Annotated in this window: 20 protein-coding genes and 1 pseudogene; 16 read left to right on the forward strand and 5 right to left on the reverse strand. The window is 61.8% G+C overall.

Annotation, left to right across the window (positions count from 1 at the left end):
• From narH to mog, 6 genes are all read left to right on the forward strand, one after another.
• Positions 1-984 (forward strand): nitrate reductase subunit beta (narH, locus tag Q8O80_RS08495; RefSeq protein ID WP_305578922.1); only part of this gene is annotated, 984 nt, incomplete at its 5' end.
• Positions 981-1,691 (forward strand): nitrate reductase molybdenum cofactor assembly chaperone, encoded by a 711-nt coding sequence (gene narJ / locus Q8O80_RS08500; protein WP_305578924.1) that lies wholly within the window; start codon positions 981-983, stop codon positions 1,689-1,691. The genes narH and narJ, both read left to right, overlap by 4 nt.
• Position 1,692: 1 nt before the next feature.
• Complete coding sequence (gene narI / locus Q8O80_RS08505) at positions 1,693-2,394, forward strand: respiratory nitrate reductase subunit gamma (RefSeq protein ID WP_305578926.1); 702 nt, start codon at positions 1,693-1,695, stop codon at positions 2,392-2,394.
• 5 nt (positions 2,395-2,399) lie between these two features.
• Positions 2,400-3,275 (forward strand): peptidylprolyl isomerase, encoded by an 876-nt coding sequence (locus Q8O80_RS08510; RefSeq protein WP_305578928.1) that lies wholly within the window; start codon positions 2,400-2,402, stop codon positions 3,273-3,275.
• Between the two features lie 11 nt (positions 3,276-3,286).
• Positions 3,287-4,297, forward strand: coding sequence for a GTP 3',8-cyclase MoaA (gene moaA / locus Q8O80_RS08515; protein ID WP_305578930.1), 1,011 nt, complete (start codon positions 3,287-3,289; stop codon positions 4,295-4,297).
• Between the two features lie 4 nt (positions 4,298-4,301).
• The gene (gene mog, locus Q8O80_RS08520; RefSeq protein ID WP_305578932.1) at positions 4,302-4,823 is read left to right on the forward strand and encodes a molybdopterin adenylyltransferase; all 522 of its coding nucleotides are present in this window, start codon (positions 4,302-4,304) and stop codon (positions 4,821-4,823) included.
• Positions 4,824-5,270: 447 nt separating this feature from the next.
• Here mog and Q8O80_RS08525 read toward each other — a convergent pair whose 3' ends face one another.
• Positions 5,271-5,702 (reverse strand): Rrf2 family transcriptional regulator, encoded by a 432-nt coding sequence (locus Q8O80_RS08525; protein ID WP_305578984.1) that lies wholly within the window; start codon positions 5,700-5,702, stop codon positions 5,271-5,273.
• Between the two features lie 302 nt (positions 5,703-6,004).
• Between Q8O80_RS08525 and Q8O80_RS08530 the strand changes: the two are divergent.
• A pseudogene (locus Q8O80_RS08530) lies at positions 6,005-6,193 on the forward strand (IS110 family transposase); the annotation flags it as partial.
• An 86-nt stretch (positions 6,194-6,279) separates the two neighbouring features.
• Here Q8O80_RS08530 and Q8O80_RS08535 read toward each other — a convergent pair.
• Entirely contained in the window at positions 6,280-8,178 is a 1,899-nt protein-coding gene (locus tag Q8O80_RS08535) for a sigma-54-dependent Fis family transcriptional regulator (RefSeq protein WP_305578934.1), read from the reverse strand.
• A 152-nt stretch (positions 8,179-8,330) separates the two neighbouring features.
• On the opposite strand from Q8O80_RS08535, the gene adh reads away from it, so the two are divergent.
• Both adh and Q8O80_RS08545 read left to right on the forward strand, forming a co-directional pair.
• The gene (gene adh / locus Q8O80_RS08540; protein WP_305578936.1) at positions 8,331-9,851 is read left to right on the forward strand and encodes an aldehyde dehydrogenase; all 1,521 of its coding nucleotides are present in this window, start codon (positions 8,331-8,333) and stop codon (positions 9,849-9,851) included.
• Between the two features lie 139 nt (positions 9,852-9,990).
• Positions 9,991-10,380: a DUF779 domain-containing protein gene (locus Q8O80_RS08545; RefSeq protein WP_305578938.1), complete on the forward strand. Its 390-nt coding sequence runs from the start codon at positions 9,991-9,993 to the stop codon at positions 10,378-10,380.
• Between the two features lie 185 nt (positions 10,381-10,565).
• Here the strand turns inward: Q8O80_RS08545 and Q8O80_RS08550 are convergent, their stop codons facing one another.
• The 3 genes from Q8O80_RS08550 to Q8O80_RS08560 form a co-directional block, all read right to left on the reverse strand.
• On the reverse strand, positions 10,566-11,003 hold the full coding sequence (locus tag Q8O80_RS08550; RefSeq protein ID WP_305578940.1) for a hypothetical protein: 438 nt from the start codon (positions 11,001-11,003) through the stop codon (positions 10,566-10,568).
• Entirely contained in the window at positions 10,979-11,530 is a 552-nt protein-coding gene (locus Q8O80_RS08555; RefSeq protein WP_305578942.1) for a DUF1622 domain-containing protein, read from the reverse strand. Before Q8O80_RS08555 ends, Q8O80_RS08550 begins: the two co-directional genes overlap by 25 nt.
• A gap of 118 nt (positions 11,531-11,648) precedes the next feature.
• Positions 11,649-12,416 carry a DeoR/GlpR family DNA-binding transcription regulator gene (locus Q8O80_RS08560; protein ID WP_305578944.1) on the reverse strand — a complete coding sequence of 256 codons (768 nt, stop codon included), beginning with the start codon at positions 12,414-12,416 and terminating at the stop codon, positions 11,649-11,651.
• Positions 12,417-12,588: 172 nt separating this feature from the next.
• Between Q8O80_RS08560 and Q8O80_RS08565 the strand changes: the two genes are divergently transcribed.
• The 7 genes from Q8O80_RS08565 to Q8O80_RS08595 all read left to right on the forward strand — a co-directional run bounded on the left by Q8O80_RS08565 (position 12,589) and on the right by Q8O80_RS08595 (position 20,490).
• Positions 12,589-13,560, forward strand: a complete 972-nt coding sequence (locus Q8O80_RS08565; protein ID WP_305578946.1) for an ABC transporter substrate-binding protein — start codon at positions 12,589-12,591, stop codon at positions 13,558-13,560.
• Positions 13,561-13,613: 53 nt separating this feature from the next.
• Positions 13,614-15,257: an iron ABC transporter permease gene (locus tag Q8O80_RS08570; protein WP_305578948.1), complete on the forward strand. Its 1,644-nt coding sequence runs from the start codon at positions 13,614-13,616 to the stop codon at positions 15,255-15,257.
• Positions 15,245-16,318: an ABC transporter ATP-binding protein gene (locus Q8O80_RS08575; protein ID WP_305578950.1), complete on the forward strand. Its 1,074-nt coding sequence runs from the start codon at positions 15,245-15,247 to the stop codon at positions 16,316-16,318. Before Q8O80_RS08570 ends, Q8O80_RS08575 begins: the two co-directional genes overlap by 13 nt.
• Positions 16,311-17,420 carry an MBL fold metallo-hydrolase gene (locus Q8O80_RS08580; protein ID WP_305578952.1) on the forward strand — a complete coding sequence of 370 codons (1,110 nt, stop codon included), beginning with the start codon at positions 16,311-16,313 and terminating at the stop codon, positions 17,418-17,420. Before Q8O80_RS08575 ends, Q8O80_RS08580 begins: the two co-directional genes overlap by 8 nt.
• A complete protein-coding gene (locus Q8O80_RS08585) occupies positions 17,417-17,974 on the forward strand; it encodes a histidine phosphatase family protein (RefSeq protein ID WP_305578954.1) in 558 nt (185 codons plus the stop codon). The genes Q8O80_RS08580 and Q8O80_RS08585 overlap by 4 nt, the downstream gene beginning before the upstream one ends.
• Entirely contained in the window at positions 17,971-18,417 is a 447-nt protein-coding gene (locus tag Q8O80_RS08590) for an HAD family acid phosphatase (RefSeq protein WP_305578956.1), read from the forward strand. Before Q8O80_RS08585 ends, Q8O80_RS08590 begins: the two co-directional genes overlap by 4 nt.
• 1,269 nt (positions 18,418-19,686) lie before the next feature.
• On the forward strand, positions 19,687-20,490 hold the full coding sequence (locus Q8O80_RS08595) for a DUF1971 domain-containing protein (RefSeq protein WP_305578958.1): 804 nt from the start codon (positions 19,687-19,689) through the stop codon (positions 20,488-20,490).
• Positions 20,491-20,517: the final 27 nt, after the last annotated feature.

Consider the following 20,517-nt stretch of genomic DNA (forward strand, 5'->3'; position numbering starts at 1 on the left):
AATCCAACCTGCGTTGCCGCCTGTCCTTCCGGGGCCATCTACAAGCGTGAGGATGATGGCATCGTTCTCATCGACCAGGAGAAGTGTCGCGGTTGGCGCATGTGCGTCTCCGGCTGCCCCTACAAGAAGATCTACTACAACTGGTCGTCCGGAAAATCCGAGAAATGCACCTTCTGCTATCCGCGCATCGAGGCCGGTTTGCCGACCGTGTGTTCGGAGACCTGTGTCGGCCGCATCCGCTATCTTGGCGTGTTGCTCTATGATGCAGATCGCATTGAGGAGGCCGCATCGACACCCGACGAAAAGGACCTGTACGACGCCCAGCTCTCGGTGTTCCTGGACCCCAATGATCCTGAAATCATTGCCGAAGCGCGCAAGCAGGGCATCCCCGAGGATTGGCTGAAGGCGGCAAGGCAGTCGCCAGTCTACAAGATGGCCATGGAATGGAAGGTGGCTTTCCCGCTGCATCCTGAATACCGCACCTTGCCGATGGTCTGGTATGTGCCGCCGCTCTCGCCGCTGCAGTCCGCTGCCGAAGCCGGCAAGATCGGCTGGGATGGTGGCCTGCCCGACGTCAAATCCATGCGCATTCCTGTCCGCTATCTCTCCAACCTGCTGACAGCGGGCAATGACGCGCCGGTGATCACGGCGCTCGAACGCATGCTCGCCATGCGCGCCTATATGCGCTCGAAAACCGTGGATGGCGTGATCGACGAGAACATCGCCGAAAGGGTCGGGCTGACCAGTGCGATAATCGACGAGATGTATCGCTATATGGCCATCGCCGATTACGAAGACCGCTTCGTCATCCCCACCAGCCATCGCGAGATTGGCGAGGATGCCTATGACCTGCGCGGCTCCTGCGGTTTCTCGTTCGGCAATGGCTGCTCGGGCGGTACATCGGACGCCGATCTCTTCGGCGCCAAGCGGCCGCGCACGGTGCAGACGCCAACAGCCTTCATCAACGGAGATCTGGGCAAATGACCAATGCACTCAAGCTACTCTCGGTCCTGTTGTCCTATCCCAGCAAGGATTTGCTGGCAGCCGGCGAGGAACTGCATGCAGCCCTGGCTGCTGATACGAGCATTGATGCACGCAGCCGGCTCTGGCTGGGCGCGCTGATCGACGATATTTGCGGCCGCGATCTTTATGATGCCGAGGAGCGCTACGTGCTCCTGTTTGACCGGACGCGGACCTTGTCGCTGCATCTGTTTGAGCATGTGCATGGTGAAAGCCGCGATCGCGGCCAGGCCATGGTTGATCTGGCGGCGATGTATGAAGCGCAGGGCTTTGAAATCGACGCCCGTGAACTGCCCGATTACCTGCCGCTGTTTCTTGAATATCTCTCGACCCAGTCGGCCGAGGAGACCCACAATCTGCTCGGCCAGACGCTGCACATCTACACCATTCTGCGGGAGCGGCTACAAGCGCGCGGCTCGATCTATGCCAATGCCATGCTGGTGCTGGAGGCGATCGCGGGCGGCAAGGCAGATGCGGCCATCGTCGCCGAACTGCGGCAACAGCCCGAAGACGATCCGCACGATCTGCAGGCGCTGGATGACATCTGGGAAGAGGAAGCCGTGACCTTCATGGCCGGCAAGGGGGCCGCCTGCGGGCCGGACCGCCTGCGCACCCAGTTGCGCGCCGCCCAACGCCCGCCGGAGCAACCCGAGACCAGGGGAGAACAGTAACATGACCGAATTTCTCAATGGCTTTGTTTTCGGCATCTATCCCTACATCGCCCTGACGGTCTTGGTGCTGGGCTCGGTGATCCGCTATGATCGCGAACCCTATACCTGGCGCTCCGGCTCAAGCCAGCTGTTGCGGCGCAAGCAACTGGTTGCCGGCTCCCTGCTGTTTCATCTCGGCGTGCTGGCTATCTTCGGTGGCCATGTGGTGGGTCTGCTGACGCCGATCTGGGTCTGGGACCTGCTGGGGGTCAGCCATGGCGCCAAGCAGATGGTGGCGATCATTCTTGGCGGCGTCGCCGGGATCGCCGGCATTGTCGGAGCGACATTGCTGATCCATCGCCGGTTCTTTGACGCCCGCATCCGCGCCTCGTCCAGCTTTGCCGACAACATGATCATCGTCATCCTGTGGGTTCAGCTGGCGCTTGGGCTTGGTACCATCTCGATATCCCTGCAGCATCTGGACGGGTACGAAATGGTCAAGTTCATGTCCTGGGCGCAGGGCATTTTCACCTTCAATCCGGACGCCGCAAGCTACGTCGCTGATGCCAACCTGATTTTCAAGGCACACATCACGCTGGGTCTGACGATCTTTGTTCTCTTCCCCTTCACCCGGCTTGTGCACATGCTGAGTGTCCCGATCCGCTATTTCTGGCGGCCAGGCTATCAGATCGTCCGCACCAAACGTCGCAATCCGGCGGAGTAGCACTCATGACAACACTTTTTGATCTGACAAACACCGTCGTGCCCACCGGAAAGGTGAAAGTGCCGCCTCGGCCTGCCGCCAAGCCACATGCGAAGATCTGGGTTGGCGGCGTTGAAATCACCGAAGACGCCATCCGTGACGAGGCCCAGCATCATCCCGCATCATCGCCTGCGGCCGCGTTCGATGCCGCTGCGCGGGCCCTTGTAGTGCGGGCGCTGCTGGTGAACGAAGCGGCTGCAAAAGGCATTGTGGTGACGCCCGAAAGCGTTGCGATCGGCAAGCGCGAAACCGATGAAGAGGCGGCCATCCGCGGCCTGCTCGATGCAGAGGTCCATACCCCGAGTGCCGATACCGAAGCGTGTCGTCGGTTTTACGACGCCAACCCCCGCAAATTCTGCTCGGAAACGCTCTATGAAGCCCGCCACATCCTGTTTGCGGCGCCCGAGTCTGCGCCCGAAAAGCGGCAACAGGCCAAGAGCCAGGCCGAAGCCGTGCTGGGCATTTTGGCCGAGGCGCCAGGGCGCTTTGCCGAACTGGCCCTTGAATTTTCCGCCTGTCCGTCAAAGGGGCAGGGGGGCAGTCTGGGCCAGTTGACCAAGGGATCAACCGTGCCCGAATTCGAGGCTGCCCTGTTCACCCTTGAGCCCGGGCAACTGGCCCCCACCCCGGTCGCCAGCCAGTTTGGCTATCATATCATCCGTCTCGAGCGCATCGTTGAAGGCAAGCAATTGCCGTTCGGCATGGTCGAGCCCCGGATTGCTGCCTGGCTGGAAGCATCGAGCTGGAGCCGGGCCGTGGCGCAATATGTCAGCATTCTTGCCAGCAAGGCTGACATCACCGGGATCAACATGAATGCTGCCGACGGGCCGCTGGTTCAGTAAAGGCATAGCGCATGACCTATGAGGGAGCTGGGCCGCTGGTTGATCGTTTTGGCCGGCAGGTCACCTATCTGCGCCTGTCGGTGACCGACCGGTGCGATCTACGCTGCACCTATTGCATGTCCGAGGACATGACCTTTCTGCCCCGTCGTGAGCTGCTGTCGCTGGAGGAGCTTTACCGGCTCAGCACGGTCTTTATCGGCCTCGGCGTGCGCAAGATCCGGATTACCGGCGGCGAGCCGCTGGTACGCAAGGGCATCGGGCATTTGTTCAATGCGCTGTCCCGCCATCTCGGCAATGACGATCTGGATGAAGTGGTGTTGACCACCAATGGCACCCAGTTGGCCCAGCATGCCACCATGCTGGCATCTGCTGGCGTCAGGCGGGTCAATGTCTCGCTCGACACGCTGGATGCCGGGCGCTATCGGCAGATTACCCGGGGCGGGCAGATCGAACGGGTGTTGGCGGGGATCGAGGCGGCATTGGCCGCGGGCCTGCATGTCAAACTCAATGCTGTTGCCATGCGCGGCAGTTTTGAGCGTGAAGTTGATGCCCTGATCCGCTTTGCCCATGGCCGGCACATGGACTTGACGCTGATCGAGGAAATGCCGCTTGGCCTGGCAGGCTTCGATCGGGCCAACACATATCTGCCGCTGGGACAATTGCGCCAGGACCTCGAAACGCGCTGGACATTGTCGCCACTGGCCGATGCGACCGGTGGGCCGGCCCGCTATCTGCGGGTGGCCGAGACCGGCGGTCGGTTGGGGTTGATCACGCCAATGTCGTGCAATTTCTGCCACAGCTGCAATCGGGCGCGGGTCAGTAGTGCCGGCCAGCTGTTTACCTGCATGGGGCAGGAGGGCTCTGTTGATCTGCGCGCGGCCCTGCGCGGCTCGGAAAGCAATATCGAGGTCGAGGGATTGATCCGCCAGGCGGTGGCGGCGAAGCCGGAGCGGCACAGCTTCGCCATTGCCGACACCAGTGTTTCCGGGGTCACCCGCACCATGTCAGCATTGGGTGGATAGCAAGATGCAGATTGGCGTTGTGACGATTTCCGACCGGGCCAGTCGGGGTGAATACGCGGACAAAAGCGGCCCGGCCATCGCGCTTTGGCTGAAAACGGCGATTTCCTCGCCCTATGATGTGGTGCGCGAGACGGTGCCGGACGGGCTGGAGTCGGTGCGGGACTGCGTGGTCCGGCTCTGTGACGAGTTGCAGGTTGACCTGATATTGACCACGGGTGGCACCGGGCCCAGTCCGCGCGATCTGACGCCCGAGGTCATGCAGGCGGTATCAAGCAAGGAACTGCCCGGGTTCGGCGAATTGATGCGGCGCGTCAGCTTCCAGCAGGTGCCCACTGCCATACTGTCTCGGCAGTCGGCCTATGTCCGAGGCAAGACGTTGATCATCAACCTTCCGGGTAGTCCCGGTGCCATCAATCTGTGTCTGCAGACCGTATTCCCCGCCGTTCCCTATTGTCTCGACCTGATCGGCGCGGGGCGGATAGACGTGGATCCGCTCGTTGTGGCCGCATATCGACCCAACAGCTGACGGGATCGGAGCGGCAAGCTGGCGCCAAAATTGGTGGCTGACTGCAGCGGATTTGTTGGTTGGTGACGCCTGATGTGACCGCGAGGTCATTGATGACCGGGATATCGAGGCTCCCAGTCCTTGTTCCTCTATTCAGGGTCTCTGGAGCGGGTGACATTGTCATGTCCGCCCTCTGCCTCTTCGGTCCAGTTCCGGGCCTCCAACATCTACGCATTTGTGCGAGAGTTCAGTAAACGCTATCGCCGCTATGCCGCCTTCCAACCGGCGACGCGCCTTCAGTTAAGAAGACCGCCCGCGTAGTTTGATTATCGTGGGGGAGCGGCACAGTGGCGATGCGCTTCGGGGACACCGGCACCTCGACTTCGCAGTCGACACGGTCGTTAACAATGTGGGTCTCCTGGGCCAGCAGCGGTTGGCGAGTCGCACCTCAACGCGCGGTATGTTTGGTCAGGCTGCGGGGCGTTCAATGCCGAACTGGGCCGGGTCTAGCACGAGATCGGCGAGTGTGTGCCGGTCCATCTCGTTGAGGAAAGCTGCCAGCGCCGTGCCGAGAATTCCCTTGAGCCGGCAGCTTGGTGTGAGGCTACACTGATAGGTGTCCCGGAAGCATTCCACTATGGAAAAGTCTGGTTCGGTTGAGCGAACTACATGGCCCAAGCCGATGGATTCTGGCGCTCGGGCCAGCATAAACCCTCCGGTGCGGCCCCTGACCGCCCTCAAGAAGTCATGTCGGGTAAGCAGGTTGGCAACCTTCATCAGGTGGTTCCGCGAGATCCCATAGACCGCGGCCGTCTCCTCGATTGTGACCAGACGATCAGAGTATGCCGCCGCATAGATGAGCAGTCGTAGTGCATAGTCAGTGAATTGTGTAAGGCGCATGGAATTCCTGAAAATGGCGCGGGCGCCCATCGGACCCAAACCAAGATCGCGCGTAACAATAAAAATTCAACCTCTCGGCGCCGCAGAATGATCGAGGGACTTTGTCTGCTGCGGGACGGGAGCGTCTGCAGATGATTCTCCCGGCAGTTTGTCCGCCCGGTTTTCGGGCTCAACTGCAGCGGCCGCTCTGCCCATTGGCAGGGAATGGCCCGTAGGGGCGTCAAGACAGTTCGGGAGCGGTTCCTGGAGGGACGCTGCGTCCGCCCTGGGCCCGGCGTCGTCCTGTCGCACCAAAACATGACTTTCTGAGAAAGCTCCTGGTGATAGGTGCAACCTCACTGATCCGCCGAGCCAGGCACAAGCCCGAGGCGGCAGACCCTCACCTCTTGGCGTTGATTGCCAGAAAGCCGGCGTGCGTGGCCAGTGTAGCCATGGCCAACAAAATGGCTCGCGTGGTCTGGGCGATCATGGCCCGCGGCGAGACTTACCAAGGTCGCCATGTCCCCCTAGAGGTCACGTTCTATCCCAGCCAGAAGCGGCCTCAGTTAGCGAGCACTTTGAGAGCCGATCCGTTTTGCTAGGGTCGACCGTCCCTCCAAACGAAGCGGCGATAAAGAGTGGAGCGGTCAACGCCCAGGGCACGAGCTGCGGCGGACAGGTTTCCTCTATGTTGCTCGACGGCCCTCCGCATCGCCATGTCCGTCAGCGACCCTAGGTCGCCATTGATCGCAGATGCAGGCGCATCAACCGGATGGCCGGAACGCGGAAGAGCCGAGGCCAAAACCGGCTCGTCCGGATCATGCAGCGCCGCGATGGACCGCAGGCAGCCGACCAGCTCTCGGAAATTTCCTGGCCAATGATGGTCCGCTAACTGGTCGCGCACCTCTGGGGTCAGCGGTCTATGCTGTTCAGCAAATTGGGACCATAGCGTCTCGACCAGATCACGCCGGTCGGGCATATCTGCCAGAGATGGCAGGGCGATGGTATATTGGGCAATGCGGAAATAGAGATCGGCGCGGAAAGTGCCAGCATCGACCATGGCGTTCAGATTGCGGTTGGTGGCGCAGATGGGCACGAAATCGGCCATTTGCGGCTTACCCCCGCCGAGTGGCGCGACTTCCTTGTCCTGCAGCACACGGAGCAGGCGGGATTGCAGCAGCAGCGGCATGTCCCCGATCTCGTCGAGAAATAGAATGCCGCCTTCGGCTTGCTGTACGAGACCTTTTGCACCGGATTTCTTCGCGCCGGTGAAGGCGCCGGATTCGTAGCCGAACAGCTCGGCCTCGATCAGGGATTCGGGGAGGGCAGCGCAGTTGATGGCGATGAAGGGCTTGCCGGCGCGGATGGTTTGGGCGTGCAGGTGACGGGCGAATACTTCTTTGCCAGCGCCGGTTTCTCCGGCGATCAGCAATGGGATTTGGGCATTGACGAGGCGGATCGCCTTGGCGAGATCGGTGCGCGTCTGTTGGGTGAGGAAGGGCGCGTTACGCTTCGGCTTTGTAACACGGGGCAGGGTGCCCGCAATGTGCAAGGGTGTGGAGCGGGGTTGCGACACCGCGGCGAAATAGCGTTCGCCATTGCGGGCGCGCAGTTCGCCGTGATCGATGACCAGGCCGGCGCCTTCGAAGATTTCCTCACGGCTGGATTGCCGCAATGCCTTGCGGTCGAGCCCAACGAGGTGAAGGGCGCGGCGGTTGCCGGCGATGAGCCTGTGGCCGTCGAAGACGAGAATGCCCTCGCGAGCTGTGCCCAGCAGGTCGGCGGATCGATGAAAGCGGACGACTGTCATCTCGTCGAAGCGGCGATTGAAGAAGCGGTGCTCGATCTGCTCCACAGCGAGCCGAACCAGACCCATGGCGTGGGTGTGCTCGGCCGAGGCGTGGCCCGACATATCGAGCACACCGGCAAGTTTGCCATAGGGGTCGAAGATGGGGGAGGCGGTACAATGCAGAATGCGGTGCGGCTCGAAGAAGTGCTCGGCGCCATGAACCTCGATTGCGCGACGCTCCGCAAGCGCAGTGCCGATGGCATTGGTCCCGGTAGACATTTCGGACCAGGCGACGCCGGGCCGGAGCGAAACCGCGGCGGCCTGACCGACAAATTCGGGGCTGCCGGCGGTATCCAGCACGAGGCCCTTGGCGTCGGTAAGAATGACGACGCTGTCGGTCAGCCTGGCCTCGGTGCGGAGGGAGACCAGCTCGGATCGGGAGAGTAGGCGAAGCGTTTCGTTCTGCTCGTGCAGAACGCGCAATTCGGAGGCGCTCATGGCCTCGGCGCGGATGGTACTGCCGGCATCGAGCCCCCGTTCGGCGCAGCGCTGCCACGAGCGCAGGATAGGCGCCGGGACGAGCCCCTCGGGTAACGCATGGCCAGAGAAGAATTTTTCGCGCGCTACAGACATTGCCGCGTTGGACGCAAGGTTCATGCTCGTTTCCTCCCAGTTGTGGCGGTTTGCAACAGGTGTTGCACCGGCCATCCCTTCTGGTTGTGGCAAAGTGTTGCATCCGAACTCCCGATGCGTCCAGCACATTGCATGTCACGAATAGTTCGGCCTTCTTATCAACTGCTTAGCCGGTGCTGGCATGGCAATTGCAAGATGTCGGGCATACAAAAACAAGGGAGGATGCCATGAACAAACCGGAATTCCTGGGCCAGCGGACCAAATCTCCGTTCAAGCCCAAATACGGCAATTACATCGGCGGACAATGGTTGGACGCCTTGGATGGCGAGACCTTCGAAAATACTTCGCCCGTTACCGGTCAGGTAATCTGCGAAGTAGCGCGCTCAAAGGCCGCGGATATGGAGAAAGCGTTAGACGCGGCGCACAAGGCGGCGCCGGCTTGGGGCAAGACCTCGGTGGCGCAGCGTGCCGTCATGCTCAACAAGATCGCCGACCGGATGGAGGAGCATCTGGACGAAATCGCGCTGGCCGAAACCTGGGACAATGGCAAGCCGATCCGCGAGACGACTGCGGCCGACATTCCCCTGGCGATCGATCACTTCCGCTATTTCGCCGGGGCGATCCGGGCCCAGGAAGGCGGCATTTCCGAGATCGATAACGACACGGTCGCCTACCATTTCCACGAACCGCTCGGCGTGGTCGGGCAGATCATCCCATGGAATTTCCCGATCCTGATGGCGGTGTGGAAGCTGGCGCCCGCGCTGGCTGCCGGCAATGCGGTGGTCCTGAAGCCAGCCGAGCAGACGCCGGCCTCGATCCTATTCCTGATGGAGTTGATCGAGGACATCCTGCCGCCGGGCGTCCTGAATATCGTCAATGGCTTCGGGCTCGAAGCGGGCAAGCCGCTGGCCAGCTCCAACCGTATCGCCAAGATCGCCTTTACCGGCGAGACGACGACAGGGCGGCTGATCATGCAATATGCCAGCCAGAACCTGATCCCGGTGACGCTGGAACTGGGCGGCAAGTCACCCAATATCTTCTTTGCCGACGTGCTAGCCGAGGATGATGACTTCTTCGACAAAGCGCTTGAAGGCTTCGCCATGTTTGCACTCAACCAGGGCGAGGTCTGTACCTGCCCCAGTCGCGCGCTGATCCAGGAGTCGGTCTATGACCGGTTCATGGAGCGAGCAATCAAGCGGGTGGAAGCGATCAAACAGGGCTCACCCTTCGAGATGAGCACCATGATCGGCGCGCAGGCGTCGAGTGAGCAGCTCGAAAAGATCCTAAGCTATTTCGACATTGGCAAACAGGAAGGCGCCAAGGTCCTGACCGGCGGCGAGCGCAACAATCTCGAAGGCGAATTGGCGGGCGGCTACTACGTCAAGCCAACGGTCTTTGAAGGCCATAATAAGATGCGCATTTTCCAGGAGGAGATCTTCGGGCCGGTCGTTTCGGTGACCACCTTCAAGGACGATGCCGAAGCCCTCGAAATTGCCAATGACACGCTCTACGGCCTTGGAGCAGGTGTGTGGACCCGGGATGCCAATCGGGCCTATCGGTTTGGCCGCGGCATCCAGGCCGGCCGCGTCTGGACCAATTGCTACCATGCCTATCCGGCCCATGCGGCCTTCGGGGGTTACAAACAATCCGGCATCGGCCGCGAGAACCATCTGATGATGCTCGACCATTACCAGCAGACCAAGAACATGCTGGTGAGCTACTCGCCCAAGAAGCTGGGCTTTTTCTAGGTTTGGCGGTCGATGTCAGGCGAGGGCCGCCGCTGGTCGCCCTCGCCGCACCAGTTCATTCCGGTGGGCGGCTTGACCTCCACCCCTAACTCTCCCCCAAGGCGAGCGGCCACCGGAGCGACGCTTTTGGGAGAAGGTCATGACCGACTACGTGGATCGCGTGGTGGCAACCCCTGCCGCCCTTGAGCTGATCGTCCAAATCGAAAAACGCCATGGCAAGGTGATGTTTCACCAGTCGGGAGGGTGCTGCGATGGTTCGTCGCCCATGTGCTACCCCGATGGCGACTTCATCCTTGGCGACCGGGACGTCAGGATGGGCGAGATCGGTGGGGCGCCGTTCTATATGTCGCCAAGCCAATTCCAATATTGGCAGCATACCCAACTCATCATCGACGCCATCCCGGGACGCGGGGGAATGTTTAGCCTCGACAATGGCACCGAGCGCCGTTTCCTCACCCGGTCCAGGCTCTTCACCGATGACGAGAACGAGAGAAAAAAACCGCTGGGCGCGGATTCACCTCCTTTGTAAATCCAGGCATTTCGGCCCCTGCTCGGGCCAGTCGGAGGCCTAAATCCCACGGGCTGCAGCGTCCGTCACTCGCATTTCGGGAGCGAGCCTCCATCCGGCACTGGGCCGGCATCGGCAGCCGGGATGAACCCCAATGATGTGAATACTGATCCAAATTTGACCCCGCAGACGGCATTGGCAGTCGCTCAAGTCCTAGACTTGCTGGCCTCAAGGTCGTAACCCCTCTGCCGATCGGCGTTGAACCCCGCGGCCGGTGCACAGTGCTTTCCCGTGCGGAAGGTGAGAACTGCCGCGGCACAAGCCGCCACCACCTTGGCAGTCACTTCCTTGTCCTGTCCCGTGGCGTTGTTCAGCCGCTCAATGGCCTGCAGCCAGAGCAGCAGCCGCGGCAGCTCATCCTGGATGGACTGCTGCAGGTCCCGTGCCCCGACCAATTTGGCCAATGCACTCCACTCTGCAGACACAAGGTGGAGATCGGCGTCGGAAGCGACTGTGCTGGGGATCTTCTCAGGGAGGCCGGGCGCTTTGGCCTGGAGCTTTTCTGCCAGGGCCGCAGCATAGGCCTGCTGACCTTCGGCATGACGCTTCCCCTCCGGCATCAGGATGATGTCCGGCCCAACCATGCGGCTGCCACAGCGGCCAGATCCTTGGACGTCAGCGGCGGGATCTGAATGACCTTGCAGCGGTCGCGGACGGTCCTGGGCACCTTGTCGAGATGGTTGCCGCGCAGCACCCAATTGACGAACCGCAGGTCGAGATCGACCTGCATGAAATGCTCACGCACCCGTCCAGCCGTCGCCGGCTCCAAAAACGGCAGCAAGGCTTCCGCCGGGTTTTCCCGGTCACCGCGGCTCACATCGGAGAGCTTGTCGAAGGTGCGGATCAAGACGACTCCGCCGAGCACCAATGCGCTGTCCCAAGACGGCTCCATAGTGACCGTGTTGACAATGTCGGTAGCCACTGAGAGCTCAGGACCGAGGAGGATGGTGCGCCTGAGTGTGCAGCGAACTTGGCGGTAGGCATCTCTGGCCGAGGGGTGACGAACATAGTTGAAACCCGCGCGCACGATGCCGACCACGATTACGAGAACGCCGACGACCTCAATGGTCCGCGTGGCAAAGTGCAAGGTTTGGGCGAAAAGCTGGTCCATCTGCCGCGTTCCTGTTCGTGCATGGGTCGGAAGCGGCTCTGGTAATTATGGCCTCGCCAATCAGGGCGATGATGCACTAGCACCCATCTTCAAATAGCAATAAGGGCTGGTGCCGTCCTTAGACTTTGATCGTCGTGTGGCCAGCAAGCCTCATTTCATCTTGCAAGTTTCCCGCAAGCTCACGACCGCACACGATGGTTTCTGCCTCCCAGAGCTTGCCATATGCGTGCGGTGCAGGGCGCCCGATCTTGGATTGATCCACAACCAGGATGCGATGACGCGCGCAGTCGAAAATGGCGCGTCTGGCGCGGACTTCCGCCATGTTGAAGTCCAGCATGTCTCCCGCAGGCGAGAGCCCTCCGACGCTGAAGACCGCGTAGTCGAGACGCAGGCCAGCGAAGAAATCCACGCTCTCTAAGCCGATGAAGTCCAGATCCCGCAGCCGCACATTTCCACCGGCTAACGACACGGAAACCTTCGGCGCCAGATGCAGCGCAAGAACCGCGTGAATGCTGTTGGTGAATACCGTCAAACCCTCGTGGTGTGCCAGGGCCCGCGCGCAAGCCTCAACCGTCGTGCCGGTACCCAGGGCGATGGTCGCACCCGGCGCAATAGTGTTGGCAACCGCGTCACCGATTCTCGACTTTTCATCTCGCGACACCTCCAGCCGAGGCTCATAGCCGATATTGTCGCGAGGCGTCAGCAGATGCGCGGCGCCGTGGCGGCGCCTGACCGCTCCTTCTTCGTCCAGCATGCGCAGGTCGCTGCGGATCGTCTGCACCGAAACGGACAATAGATCGGCCAGCGCTAAGGCCGAAAGCGATTCATGGCTGGCCAATAGGCTTAGAATGCGATCATGACGGCGAGCGATATCCGAGTTTTTCATTTTCGTTCGAAGCTCTGAAAGCCGTCAGCATAGTCAGCCACCTTGAAACATCCAAGCCTATAAATTCTGCCGATCAAGGCAATCGTCACCTCATCGTCATGAGCCGCAGGTAGAGACACAACCGACGACAGCGCGAAGCTTTCGTTCGAAAACAATTCTCTCGGAGATGACGATGTCCCGCCTTGCCCTTGCGCTGATGCTTTCGCTCTCGTTGCCAGCCGTTGCTTCGGCCGAAACGCTTAGGCTCTACACTTCGCAGCCCAACGAAGATGCCCAGAAGACGGTTGATGCGTTCCGGGCGGAAAACCCAAATATCACCGTGGAGTGGGTGCGCGATGGCACCACCCAGTTGATGACCCGCATGGCAGCCGAAATGGACGCCGGCGTCGCCCAGCCGGACGTGCTGCTGATTGCCGACACGGTGACGCTCGAGGGCATGGCGCAGGAAGGCAAGCTCGCCTCATATGTTTCACCCGAGGCCGAGAGCTATGACCCGGCTCTCTACAGCGCCGATGGCTACTACTACTCCACCAAGCTGATCACCACCGGCATCGTCTACAACACTGGAGCATCCGATGTGCCGACCTCCTGGGGTGATCTCGAAAAGCCCGAATACAAGGGTTTGATCGCTTCGCCCTCGCCGCTCTATTCTGGCGCCGCCCTTATCCATCTCGCCGCCCTCACCAATAATCCGGCGCTGGGCTGGGAGCACTACGAGGCACTGGCCGCCAACGAGACCGTCGCCCAGGGTGGTAATGGCGGCGTGTTCACAGCCGTTGCCGCGGGTGAGAAGCCCTATGGCGTTCTGGTTGACTACATGGCCCTGCGGGCCAAGGCCGAAGGTTCGCCCGTCGACTTCGTCTTCCCCTCCGAAGGCCTCACCTATGTAACCGAGCCGGTGGCGATCATGGAAGGCGCCGCCAATAAGGAAGCGGCCCAGAAATTCGTCGACTTCGTCCTGTCCGAAGAAGGCCAGCAGCTGGTCGTCGACATGGGTTACATTCCCGCCCGCAACGGCATGGAAAGCCCCGAAGGCTTCCCCGCCCGCGACAGCCTCAAGCTGATGGCATTCGACGCCGCCAAGGCGCTCGCCGATACCGAAGCGAACAAGGCCCGCTTCTCGGAAATCTTTGGCGTGCAATGATCGCCGCGTCCGCAAATAAGATCAGCCGGTCTCCGGACCGGCTGATCTCCCTATTGCTGCTGCCGGTCGCACTGATCGCCCTGGGCCCTATGCTGCGCCTACTGGGCGAGGGTTTTGGCATCGGCAGCGAGCTGACGCTTGTCCATGCCACCGAGGTCCTTGGGCGCCCCAACACGCTGACCGCGTTGCAGCACTCGCTGATTACGGCTGGTGCCGGCACGCTGTTGTCGATCATCATCGCATCGGCCTTTGCTTTCATGGTGGCGCTCACCGACATCCGCGCCAAGGCGGCGCTCGTCTTCTGCCTCATGATCCCGATGATGATCCCGCCGCAGATCACCGCGCTGGCCTGGATGCAGGCCACCGGCCCCTCCTCGGTGCTGCTCAAGACCTTGGGAATTGCCCCGCCACTGGGCAGCCCTCAGCCCCTTCACTCAGCCTGGGGCATCTCGCTGCTTCTAGGCATCCAGCATGCCTCGATCATCTTCCTCATCCTGCGCGCCGGCCTGCGGATGATCCCCGGAGATCTGGTGGAAGCCGCGCGCATTTCCGGCGCACGAAGCTGGCGTGTCTGGGCGCAGATCGTGCTGCCGCTCAGTCTCCCGAGCCTTGCCGCGGGCGCGGCCATGACCTTTGTCACCGCTCTGGGCAATTTTGGCATTCCGGCCATGCTCGGCATTCCAGCCCGCTATTCCACATTGCCTACATTGATCTATCAGCGCTTGGTCGGCATGGGACAATCCGTGCTGGCGGAAGTCGCCGTGCTGGCGCTCTTGATCGGGGTGGTCGCCATTGCGGGTGTCCTTGCCGGTCGTCTGTTCCTGAGACGTCGCGCCTATGGCCTAGTCGGGCTGGCGTCCCAGCCGCTGGTTCTCTCGCTCGGACGCAAACGGCCACTGGTCGAGATCATCCTCTGGAGTTTCATTTTCCTGACCCTGGTGGTGCCGCTGCTGGCCCTTGTATCGACGTCGCTGATTCCTGCTTACGGTGTACCGCTGACTCCAGACACCGCAACCTTGAAGGCTTGGGTCGAAGTGCTGTTTAACCAGCCCGTCACGCGCCGCGCCTACGCCAATTCGCTGCTGCTCGCCACCTCCGCCGCAGTGATCCTGATGGCGGTCAGCGTTCCCCTGGCCTGGCTCATGAACCGCCGCCCCACAAGGCTGACCCGCGCTATCGATGCGCTGGTGGACCTGCCCTATGCATTGCCCGGCGTGGTGCTGGCGATCTCCTGCATCCTCGCCTTCATGCGCCTGCCGTTCGGCATCACCCTTTATGGCACGCTGACCATCATCCTGCTCGCTTACCTTTCCCGCTTCCTGGTCGTCATGCTTCGACCGGTCCAGGCAGCGATTGGCCAACTCGATCCGGCGATGGAGGAGGCTGCCGCCAGCTCCGGCGCGCGATTGGGCCGCCGTCTCTTCGACATCGTGTTGCCTCTCTCGGCACCGGCAGCGGCAGCAGGCGCCATCCTGGTCTTCCTGACCGCCGTGAACGAGCTGACCGTCTCGGCGCTACTCTGGACCGGCGGCACGGAAACCCTGGGCGTGGTCATCTTCAACCTTGAGGACAGCGGCGACACGGTGATGGCTTCGGCCCTCGCTACATCCATCGTCGCGGTGGTGATCGCCCTGATGGCCATCGTCCAGCTCTCTGCCTCCCGCTTACCGAAAGGAACCGTGCCGTGGCAGGGTTGACCTTCTCAAGTGTTTCCAAGCTCTACGACGGCACTCCGGCCCTGGACGGCATCGACGCAGAAATCGCCAGAGGCGAGTTTGTGGCACTGCTCGGTCCGTCTGGATGCGGCAAGACGACCTTGTTGCGTCTGACTGCCGGCTTCGAATCCCCGGACAGGGGCCGTGTGACCCTTGGCGGGCGGGTGCTCGCGGACCGGAACACGTTGGTGCCGCCCGAAGAGCGCAATATCGGGATCGTCTTTCAGTCCTACGCCCTCTGGCCGCACAAAAGCGTGGCGGGCAACATTGCCTATCCACTCGAGGTGCGGGGCCTTGCCGCAGACGAGCGCAAGCGCCGGGTTGCCGAAGCGCTGGAACTGACGGGGCTCTCCACCTTCGCCGATCGAGCCCCTGCCCAGCTTTCGGGCGGGCAGAGGCAGCGGGTTGCACTGGCTCGGTGCCTGGTTGCCGACCCGCAGGCCGTGTTGCTGGACGAGCCGCTGGCCAATCTTGATCTTGCCCTGCGTGGCGCCATGCAGGAGGCCTTCGCGGCCTTCCACCGGCGCACCGGCGCCACCATGGTCTATGTCACTCACGACCAGACCGAGGCACTTGCCCTGGCCGACCGCGTGGCGGTCATGGAAAAGGGCCGCATTCGGCAGTTTGCGGCGCCCGAAGCCCTTTACGACCAGCCACAGGACTGCTTCGTCGCCAGCTTCGTTGGCGACGGTGCGGTGGTGAAAGTGGACCGCGCCGGGACGCCGGCGGCCGGGACGGTGGTCGTTCAGGCGCTTGGTCAGGAGATCGAAGCGCGCGGTCACGGCATGACCCCCACCCATATCTGCATTCGCCCCGAACAGGTGCGGCTCGATGCGGATGGTCCGATCACCGCGCGGGTCTCCACCTGCACTTACCAGGGCGGTCGCTTCCGGCTATCCCTTCAAGCTCAGGGGGCGACGTTGATCGCCCATACGCCCATGCGAGCCAGTATCGGCGAAGAACTACGGCTTTCCTTGCACAGCCCCTGGGCATTCTGCGACCCCGCCGGCCTGGCGGCGGCCAAGGGTGACGAGTATGCTTGATAAACCGGCGCCGAGCCCGGCCACGGAAACACGCGGCACCGCACCCTGGATTGAAGTCCTGTCCGGTCTTGGCGAGAAGGGGCCCGCCTGCATTCGGCTATGGACCGGTCGCCAACTCTGGCTGCTGGATGTGGGCTTCGGCCCCGAGCCGACATCGCCCTTCAAGGTCGAATGGCTCGATGGTGCAGATGCCGTGTTCATCACCCATGACCACATCGACCATATCGGCGGCGCAGAACACGTGATTGCAGGCCGGCTTCCGATCCACACCACGGCACAAACCGCGCGGGTCCTTCCAAACGGAGCAGATCTGCACCTCCTCCCGGAGCGGGGACAGGTGACAATCGATGGTGTCGTCGTAACCACGGGACGCAACGGACATGCTCTTGGCGGCGTGTGGCTGCATTTCGCCCTGGGCAGTGAAGCATTGTTCTATTCGGGCGACTGGTCCGAAGAATCCGAGTGGTTCGCCTTCGACATGCCTCCACCGGCAGGAACGGCCCTGATCGACGCGTCCTATCACCTGGACCCGGTGCCGCAATCGGCGCGCAAGGCGGCGCTCGATGCCTCACTTGACCGGCTCGATCCGGCCGTGCAGGTGCTGTTTCCAGTGCCGCCCTCCGGTCGGGCCGGTGAACTGGCGCTGCACCTGATGAGCCGGGGTACGGTTTCCCTGGACGACACCTGCCGCGCTGCACTGCTGGACGGACTGCAATCCGGTGGCGTTTCGCCAAGCGCGCACAAGATCGTTCCGCTTCTGGAAGAGCCGTTCGACCCATCGGCGCGCTTCCTGATCTGTGACACGCCCAATGCCGACGACGGCATGGCCTGGAAGACCGTCCAGGCTTGGCGCGACAGCGGCGCTCTTGGGCAAAGCGGCGTCGTGCTCTTTACTGGGCATATGACCGCTCACGCCCGTGACGTGGCTGCTCTAGGCGGCCTCTTCACGCGCTGGAACGTACACCCCCCGCTGAGAGACCAGAAACTGATGCTGGCGCGGCTCGGCGCGAAGTGTTTTGCGCCACTTTTCTGCCGCGAGCCGGCAGCCTACGGCGAACAGGCCGGTTTCCCAGCGATGCTCGCCGGGAGAACCCTGCTGTGATCCTGCCCCAGCGCGCCTTTGCGCTTATTCGCCACGGGGAAACGGACGCCAATCGCGACGGGATCATTGCGGGCCGCACGGAAGCGCAACTGACCGAATGTGGGCGCCGGGCCGCAAGAGCGCTGGCGGGCAAGTCCTTCGGCCAGCCAATCATGCTGTTCACGAGCCCACAGGCTCGCGCCCGGGCCACCGCATTGCTCGCCTTCCCTTCGTTGAGCGCCTATGTCGTGGACGATCTCCGCGAGCGCGACTGGGGCATCTACGAGGGCCGGCCCATTGCAGACCTGCCGCTACGGACCTCTACGCCTGAAGGTGGCGAGGCCTGGCAGGCGACCCTGACGCGCATGGCAGCGGCGATTGGCCAAGGCATGACCCTGGCAGGCGGAAATCTGCCCGTCATCGTGGCCCATTCCGGCGTTATCCGGGCCGCCCGTGCCCTTACGGGGTATGACGCAACGGGTCCGTCGGCGCCCAATACCACCCCACTGCTCTACACTCACGCCACTGGCCAGTGGCATGAACATCCGCTCGTTGCGGAAGGAACATTTTCATGAATTGCGTGATTTTCGACGTGGACGGAACGCTGGCCACGTTCGATGCTGATCGGCTCGGTCATCTGGTCCATGGCGTTGAAAAACACTGGGACGCCTTTCACGACGCCATGGCCGATGCCCTGCCGATCGTCCCCATCGTCCGGCTGCTGCGGCACCTCAAGGCTCAGGGCGAGCGGATCGTCATCTGTTCGGGCCGGCCGGTTGGCTGGCAGCAGCGTACGGAAGAGTGGTTGCATCAGGCTCAAATCCCGTTTGACGCGGTTTACCTGCGCCAAGGCGACGAAGACACGCTGGCTGATCCTGATGCCAAAGCCATGGCGCTGCAGCGTATCCGCAGAGACGGATATGAACCCTGGCTGGTTGTGGACGATCGCTCCTCGGTCGTCGCCTTCTGGCGCGAGGCCGGCCTGACCTGCCTTCAATGCGCCTCCGGGGACTTTTGAAGTCAGGACGCGGCAGTTGCGGCATTGACCCATAGGCAATCTCCTCAAGTTCCCCGAGACGCCCGCGCAGCGACGCCAGTCTCTCGGTCAGGTGCTCGATCCGGGGCGTAGCCGGGCCGGTCTCTTCTTCAAGCGCGGCAAGATAGCGCGCGATGCTCTCCTCAACATGGACCTTGCGTCGCCCCAGCTTGCCCTTGGTATAGTTCTTCTCGTGCGTGTTCACCGCGCGCAAGCGTGACCCGTCGATGGCCACCATGGGAGTACCACGTTTTGCGGCTTCTCCTGGACATGCACGGACCCGAAAACACTCAGCTTGTTCCGGCCAAGCACAAGGGTGGACTGCGCCCAACCCTTGTCGGTCATTCCGGCGGATGGCCGCTTTCAGATCGAGCATCCACCGTGACCATGGAGGTGCTTCTTGAAATGACCGAAGACGGCGGCGTCAAGGCGGCCGCCACCATCCGCGCTGCACGCAAACTGCTCGAAGGGGTGGTCTACCCGTGCTGAAACCGCGTCGCATCAGCCCAGGCGCAGTCCCGGCGCGAGGAAAACAAGCAGCGCAGTGCCCAATCCTGCCAGCCCTCCTGTTGCCACGCAAGGTCACACCTGGGCTGGTCGACCATGAGAAGGTGTGCTTTTGGTCGCTGAAAAGATGACAATCATTGACATATTAAATGGATATGCAATGACACTCTTGTTGGCTCGCGACGATCAGGATTGCGTGCCTTGAAAAGAGGACGTGATGTCACTTCAGCGCAATGAGGCATGCCAGGGGCATTCAGACGGCCTAGTGGGGAACTGCCATCCGTTTCTTGCGCCAGTGGGGTGCCGGCGATGACACTCCCGCAAGGGTTCTTGACAGGACTGTTTCGCCGCGAAAGCAAGTCGGGGCCGGCATCAGCGCAAAATCCGGCGATACACCAAATTGCTGGAAATTGGTCCCTCGAGCATGCCGATGCGAATTGTCGCTGTTCGCGTGGCGAATGGCTGGCGGCCCTGCGGGCAGGGGATGTCGGCCCATGCGTCTGTCCAGGCTGGCTGACGGTGACGCTCGAGGCCTATGAGCAAGACAATGGCAGCATTCATCGACAGATGGACGAGTAGTACCGGCGCGAGGGTGGCTAGAGCAACAGGGATATCCTCGTTGTGTAGCCGGTACCAATTGTGCGGTTACCGCATCGACTTGCGACACCCTGCCGCAAGTAAACATGACTTACAATATCAACTATTGGCGTTTAGGGTGCTCCGGTCTTTGCAAGGAATGCCCCGATGGCTCCCTCCCTCCCCACCGCGTTGCGGCCCTACCAGCGGACGCAGATCTTTGATGCGCACTCAATCCCCACGGCATGGCGGAGCATGCATGAGACCAACAGCGGCGTTTGGGGCAAGATTTCCGTCATCGAAGGGCAGTTGACGCTGCGCTTCATCGAAGATGGCAGCGAAAAATTGCTCGTTCCCGAGCGGTTTGGCATCGTCTGTCCGCGCCAGGCGCACGAGCTCGAGCCCCTTGGCTCAGTGCGCTTTTACGTCGAGTTCTTTTCGGAAACCCCGACCGGACAGCCCCAGCAAATACCGCCCGGCGAGCCGATGGTTGCTGTCTCCGCTGCTGATCTCAGCAAGCCTATACATCCTGCGGTGCCGGGCAAGATTGCGCCGCCGGGTCTGGATGAAGCCGGCATCGCGCGGATTGTCGATGCGTTCTATGCCAAGGTCCGGGTCGATCCACTGATTGGACCAGTGTTCGACACCCATATCGCGGCCGCGAGTTGGCCAATTCATCTGGGCAAGATGTATGACTTTTGGTCTTCGCTGCTGCTCGGCTCGGGCCGCTATGACGGTCGGCCAATGCCCAAACATATGGCGAACTCCGAACTGAGCGATCCGCACTTTGTGCGTTGGCTGGCGCTGTTCCGGCAGACGGTGGAGGAGTTGTGCCTGCCTCCCACGGCGGCGCTGTTTATCGACCGGTCGGAACGCATCGCCCAGAGTTTCCGGCTTGGTCTCGCCTTCCACCGCGGCGAGGACAGCGCTGGTATCGTGCCGCTGCGCGCCGGCGTCATAGCGGCTGACTAGAGCAATACGTCGACCCGTCCCTTTCAC

This window comes from Devosia sp. (assembly GCF_030689745.1).
Taxonomy (GTDB): Bacteria; Pseudomonadota; Alphaproteobacteria; order Rhizobiales; family Devosiaceae; genus Devosia; species Devosia alba.

Coding starts and splice junctions, on each gene's coding strand:
- narJ (WP_305578924.1), top strand. CDS start 981: ATGACCAATGCACTCAAGCTACTCTCGGTCCTGTTGTCCTATCCCAGC.
- narI (WP_305578926.1), top strand. CDS start 1,693: ATGACCGAATTTCTCAATGGCTTTGTTTTCGGCATCTATCCCTACATC.
- Q8O80_RS08510 (WP_305578928.1), top strand. CDS start 2,400: ATGACAACACTTTTTGATCTGACAAACACCGTCGTGCCCACCGGAAAG.
- moaA (WP_305578930.1), top strand. CDS start 3,287: ATGACCTATGAGGGAGCTGGGCCGCTGGTTGATCGTTTTGGCCGGCAG.
- mog (WP_305578932.1), top strand. CDS start 4,302: ATGCAGATTGGCGTTGTGACGATTTCCGACCGGGCCAGTCGGGGTGAA.
- Q8O80_RS08525 (WP_305578984.1), bottom strand. CDS start 5,702: ATGCGCCTTACACAATTCACTGACTATGCACTACGACTGCTCATCTAT.
- Q8O80_RS08535 (WP_305578934.1), bottom strand. CDS start 8,178: ATGGCCGGTGCAACACCTGTTGCAAACCGCCACAACTGGGAGGAAACG.
- adh (WP_305578936.1), top strand. CDS start 8,331: ATGAACAAACCGGAATTCCTGGGCCAGCGGACCAAATCTCCGTTCAAG.
- Q8O80_RS08545 (WP_305578938.1), top strand. CDS start 9,991: ATGACCGACTACGTGGATCGCGTGGTGGCAACCCCTGCCGCCCTTGAG.
- Q8O80_RS08550 (WP_305578940.1), bottom strand. CDS start 11,003: ATGGTTGGGCCGGACATCATCCTGATGCCGGAGGGGAAGCGTCATGCC.
- Q8O80_RS08555 (WP_305578942.1), bottom strand. CDS start 11,530: ATGGACCAGCTTTTCGCCCAAACCTTGCACTTTGCCACGCGGACCATT.
- Q8O80_RS08560 (WP_305578944.1), bottom strand. CDS start 12,416: ATGAAAAACTCGGATATCGCTCGCCGTCATGATCGCATTCTAAGCCTA.
- Q8O80_RS08565 (WP_305578946.1), top strand. CDS start 12,589: ATGTCCCGCCTTGCCCTTGCGCTGATGCTTTCGCTCTCGTTGCCAGCC.
- Q8O80_RS08580 (WP_305578952.1), top strand. CDS start 16,311: ATGCTTGATAAACCGGCGCCGAGCCCGGCCACGGAAACACGCGGCACC.
- Q8O80_RS08590 (WP_305578956.1), top strand. CDS start 17,971: ATGAATTGCGTGATTTTCGACGTGGACGGAACGCTGGCCACGTTCGAT.
- Q8O80_RS08595 (WP_305578958.1), top strand. CDS start 19,687: ATGGCTCCCTCCCTCCCCACCGCGTTGCGGCCCTACCAGCGGACGCAG.